The organism is Klebsiella sp. A-Nf5 (genome assembly GCF_002810545.1).
GTDB lineage: Bacteria > Pseudomonadota > Gammaproteobacteria > Enterobacterales > Enterobacteriaceae > Klebsiella > Klebsiella variicola.
Genome location: NZ_PIOG01000015.1, coordinates 1 through 4,017 on the forward strand (window position 1 = coordinate 1; position 4,017 = coordinate 4,017).

The following is a 4,017-nucleotide window of genomic DNA, read 5'->3' on the forward strand; positions in this document are numbered from 1 at the left end:
GCCTGTCGTTAGCAGTGGCGGTCATCCACCGCCCGGAGATGCTGATCCTCGATGAGCCGACCTCCGGCGTCGACCCGGTGGCGCGCGATATGTTCTGGCAGCTGATGGTAGACCTGGCGCGCCAGGATCGTGTGACTATATTTATCTCCACCCACTTTATGAATGAAGCGGAACGCTGCGATCGCATCTCCCTGATGCATGCTGGCAAGGTGCTGGCCAGCGATACGCCACAGGCGCTGGTCGAGCAGCGCGGAGCCGCCAGCCTCGAAGAGGCGTTTATCGCCTGGCTTAAAGAGGCCCAACCGTCCTCTCCAGTACCAGATGAACCCACGTCTGCTGTCGCATCGCATTCGGAACACACGGCCCCACGGCAAGCCTTCAGTCTACGCCGCCTGTTTAGCTACAGCCGCCGCGAGGCGCTGGAGCTGCGCCGCGATCCGGTGCGATCGACGCTGGCGCTGCTGGGGACGGTGATCCTGATGTTTATTATGGGTTATGGGATCAGCATGGACGTTGAGGATCTGCGCTTTGCCGTCCTCGACCGCGATCAAACCATCAGCAGCCAGGGCTGGTCGCAGAATATCGCCGGCTCACGCTACTTTATCGAACAGGCGCCGCTGCACAGCTATGACGAACTGGACCGCCGGATGCGCGACGGCGAACTGGCGGTGGCAATAGAGATCCCGCCGAACTTTGGTCGCGATATCGCCCGCGGCACACCGGTGCAAATCGGCGTCTGGGTGGACGGCGCGATGCCCAACCGCGCGGAAACCGTGCGCGGCTACGTGCAGGCGATGCATCTCGCCTGGCTGCAGGAGATGGCTGGCCGGCAGAGCAGCCCACAGCGCGATACCTCACTCATCTCCATCGAGACCCGCTATCGCTATAATCCGGACGTGAAGAGCCTGCCGGCCATCGTCCCGGCGGTGATCCCGCTGCTGCTGATGATGATCCCGGCGATGCTCAGCGCCCTGAGCGTAGTCCGTGAGAAAGAGCTCGGATCGATTATCAACTTGTACGTGACGCCAACCACCCGCAGTGAATTCCTGCTCGGCAAGCAGTTGCCTTACATCGTACTGGGGATGTTTAACTTCTTCCTGCTGTGCGCGCTGTCGGTCTTTGTCTTTGGCGTCGCGCATAAGGGCAGCTTCCTGACGCTGACCCTGGCGGCGCTGCTGTATGTCACCATCGCCACCGGTCTGGGGCTGCTGATCTCAACCTTTATGAAGAGCCAAATCGCCGCCATCTTCGGTACCGCGATCATTACGCTGATCCCGGCAACCCAGTTCTCCGGAATGATCGATCCGGTGGCGTCGCTGGAAGGGCCCGGGCGCTGGATCGGGCAAATTTATCCGACCAGCCACTTCCTGACTATCGCTCGCGGCACCTTCTCCAAGGCGCTGAATCTCAGCGATTTGTGGGGCTCGTTCATTCCGCTATTGCTTGCGGTGCCGCTGGTGCTCGGGCTGAGCGTGCTGCTGCTGAAGAAACAGGAGGGATGATGCGCGGATTACGCAATATTTATAATCTTGGCGTCAAAGAGCTGCGCAGCCTGCTCGGCGATAAAGCGATGCTGGCGCTGATCGTGTTTGCTTTTACCGTGTCGGTGTACTCCTCGGCCACGGTGATGCCCGGTTCGCTGCACCTGGCGCCGATCGCGGTTGCTGATATGGATAAATCCCAGCTCTCTTCACGCATCATTAACGCTTTCTACCGTCCCTGGTTTCTTGAGCCGGAGCTGATCACCGCTGATGAGATGGACGCCGGGCTGGATGCCGGGCGCTACACTTTCGCCATCAACATCCCGCCTAACTTCCAGCGCGATGTGCTGGCCGGTCGGCAGCCGGAAATCCAGGTCAATGTCGACGCCACGCGCATGAGCCAGGCCTTTACCGGCAACGGCTATATCCAGAATATTATCAGTGGCGAAGTCAACAGTTTTGTCGCCCGCTATCGGGATAACAGCGTACTGCCGGTAGAGCTGGCGGTAAGGATGCGTTTTAACCCTAACCTTGAGCAGGAGCGCTTTGGCGCGGTGATGGCGATCATCAATAACATCACCATGCTGGCGATCGTCCTCACCGGTTCGGCGCTGATCCGCGAGCGGGAACATGGCACCATAGAGCACTTGTTGGTGATGCCAGTAACGCCGTTTGAAATCATGATGGCCAAGATCTGGTCGATGGGCCTGGTGGTGCTGGTGGTCTCCGGGTTGTCGCTGATACTGATGGTGCAGGGGATTTTGCAGGTGCCCATTGAAGGGTCGATTCCCCTGTTTATGCTGGGGGTGGCGCTCAGCCTGTTCGCCACGACCTCAATCGGCATTTTTATGGGCACCCTCGCCCGATCGATGCCGCAGCTGGGGCTATTGATGATTCTGGTGCTGCTGCCGCTGCAGATGCTTTCCGGCGGATCCACGCCGCGGGAAAGTATGCCGCAGCTGGTACAGGATATTATGTTGACCATGCCGACCACCCACTTCGTCAGTCTGGCGCAGGCGATACTGTACCGTGGCGCCAGCTTTGCCATCGTCTGGCCGCAGTTCTTAACCTTGCTGGCTATCGGCGGGGTGTTCTTTACTATCGCGTTGCTGCGTTTTCGTAAGACTATTGGCGAGATGGCGTAAGGGCTTAAGAAGGGCCGTCGACTGACGGCGGCCCAGGGATTTATTTGTGGCGGTTCATAAAGCGACGTAAACCCCAGGTGAAGGCCATCGCCATACTAAACAGGATAAACAATAAGACAATCCAGCTGATGGAGATGCGCAGCAGCGTGCCGGGGGTCATAAACGGCTGCAGATAAACGGTGAAGGACTGGGCGGGTGATTTCCCCAGCAGTTCATAAACGTTATCCATAAGCCATACGCCGACCCGGCAGAACAGCCAGATAATCGCTGGCCAGCAGAGCAGCACCAGAAAGGTAAAGCGCTCCTGAATGTAAGTGAAGAGCTGGCGCAGTGGCGACCAGTTAAGCAGGATTTTCATTTCTATTCTCATATTGCCAGCCGATAACCTGCATATGTCTCGCAAGGTATTTCGGGCAGCATCCATACAGGCAATCATCCCCCTTTGTATAACAAATTTTCCGCCATATAAACCAGATCAAGTTAACAAAGTGTTAATGATGTAGCTCATTAAGACAAAAACAGGGAAGAAGCATACTGTTTGGCACAATACATCCGGGAGCGAAGTATTCAGTCACGGAAATATTTTTTCTGAATCGTAAGTGCGTTATTTTGCGGGAGGAAGAGGCAGCGCCATTATTTTACCGAGGCACAATAAAATGGCGCTGAAATAGAGAGATCATATTAATCGTAACTACTAATAATTATTTTCCGACTTGCATCATCCGGTAAATTCACCGTCCGCGTGATCACGCCGCGAGCATTCGTCACGCTATTTTGCGAAGCAATAAGATAGGTATTCTTTCCGCAACGCTGCTGAGGTTGTTTATTGACGATATCGGTACTGCAGGTTTCTGAAACCACCCGCCCGGAGAGCGTTAATGTGGCGGTATCAGCAGCAAACAGAGGTAAGCTTAGTCCATAAGCGAAAGTCAGGATCCCAATTAGCGGTTTTTTCATTGAATTTATAACCAGTTAACAGGATGAGAAATAAGCGAGTTGCTTTCTATTTTTCTCCCTCAGGAGAGATGATGCGTTGATTCATCATGCAGGGAAGATAATCCATATTATTAATAAGGACAATTGCAGGATAACCTATTAATGTGATAGGTATTACTGATGTTAACGAACCAGGCGGTCGGGCCGGATGTTTCCCCGGAGGCGGTGCTGCGCACCTTATCCGGGCTACGGATCGTGTAGCCCCGGTCAGCGCAGCGCCACCGGGGAGATATACCCCACACAGCAAAAAACCCCGCACCTTTCGGCACGGGGTTCTTTTTTAACGCAAAACAAAAAGCTCAGTCTTTCGACTGAGCTTTCTGCTTTATTTGATGCCTGGCAGTTCCCTACTCTCACATGGGGAGACCCCACACTACCATCGGCGCTACGGCGTT

4 protein-coding genes are annotated in these 4,017 nt (G+C 55.2%); 2 read left to right on the top strand and 2 right to left on the bottom strand.

Annotated features, from left to right (window positions below):
• Both CWM53_RS00850 and CWM53_RS00855 read left to right on the top strand, forming a co-directional pair.
• A partial coding sequence (locus tag CWM53_RS00850; protein WP_165784994.1) for an ABC transporter permease occupies nt 1-1,502 on the top strand: 1,502 nt, incomplete at its 5' end.
• Nucleotides 1,502-2,626, top strand: a complete 1,125-nt coding sequence (locus CWM53_RS00855; RefSeq protein ID WP_012542996.1) for an ABC transporter permease — start codon at nt 1,502-1,504, stop codon at nt 2,624-2,626. The genes CWM53_RS00850 and CWM53_RS00855, both read left to right, overlap by 1 nt.
• A 40-nt stretch (nt 2,627-2,666) precedes the next feature.
• Here the strand turns inward: CWM53_RS00855 and CWM53_RS00860 are convergent, their stop codons facing one another.
• Nucleotides 2,667-2,984 carry a hypothetical protein gene (locus tag CWM53_RS00860; protein ID WP_012969041.1) on the bottom strand — a complete coding sequence of 106 codons (318 nt, stop codon included), beginning with the start codon at nt 2,982-2,984 and terminating at the stop codon, nt 2,667-2,669.
• Between the two features lie 323 nt (nt 2,985-3,307).
• A complete protein-coding gene (locus tag CWM53_RS00865) occupies nt 3,308-3,583 on the bottom strand; it encodes a DUF2574 family protein (protein WP_012969042.1) in 276 nt (91 codons plus the stop codon).
• Between the last annotated feature and the right edge of the window lie 434 nt (nt 3,584-4,017).

What these genes read in the sequence shown, in the direction of transcription:
- CWM53_RS00865 (WP_012969042.1), bottom strand. Translation starts at nt 3,583, where the DNA reads ATGAAAAAACCGCTAATTGGGATCCTGACTTTCGCTTATGGACTAAGC.
- CWM53_RS00860 (WP_012969041.1), bottom strand. Translation starts at nt 2,984, where the DNA reads ATGAAAATCCTGCTTAACTGGTCGCCACTGCGCCAGCTCTTCACTTAC.
- CWM53_RS00855 (WP_012542996.1), top strand. Translation starts at nt 1,502, where the DNA reads ATGCGCGGATTACGCAATATTTATAATCTTGGCGTCAAAGAGCTGCGC.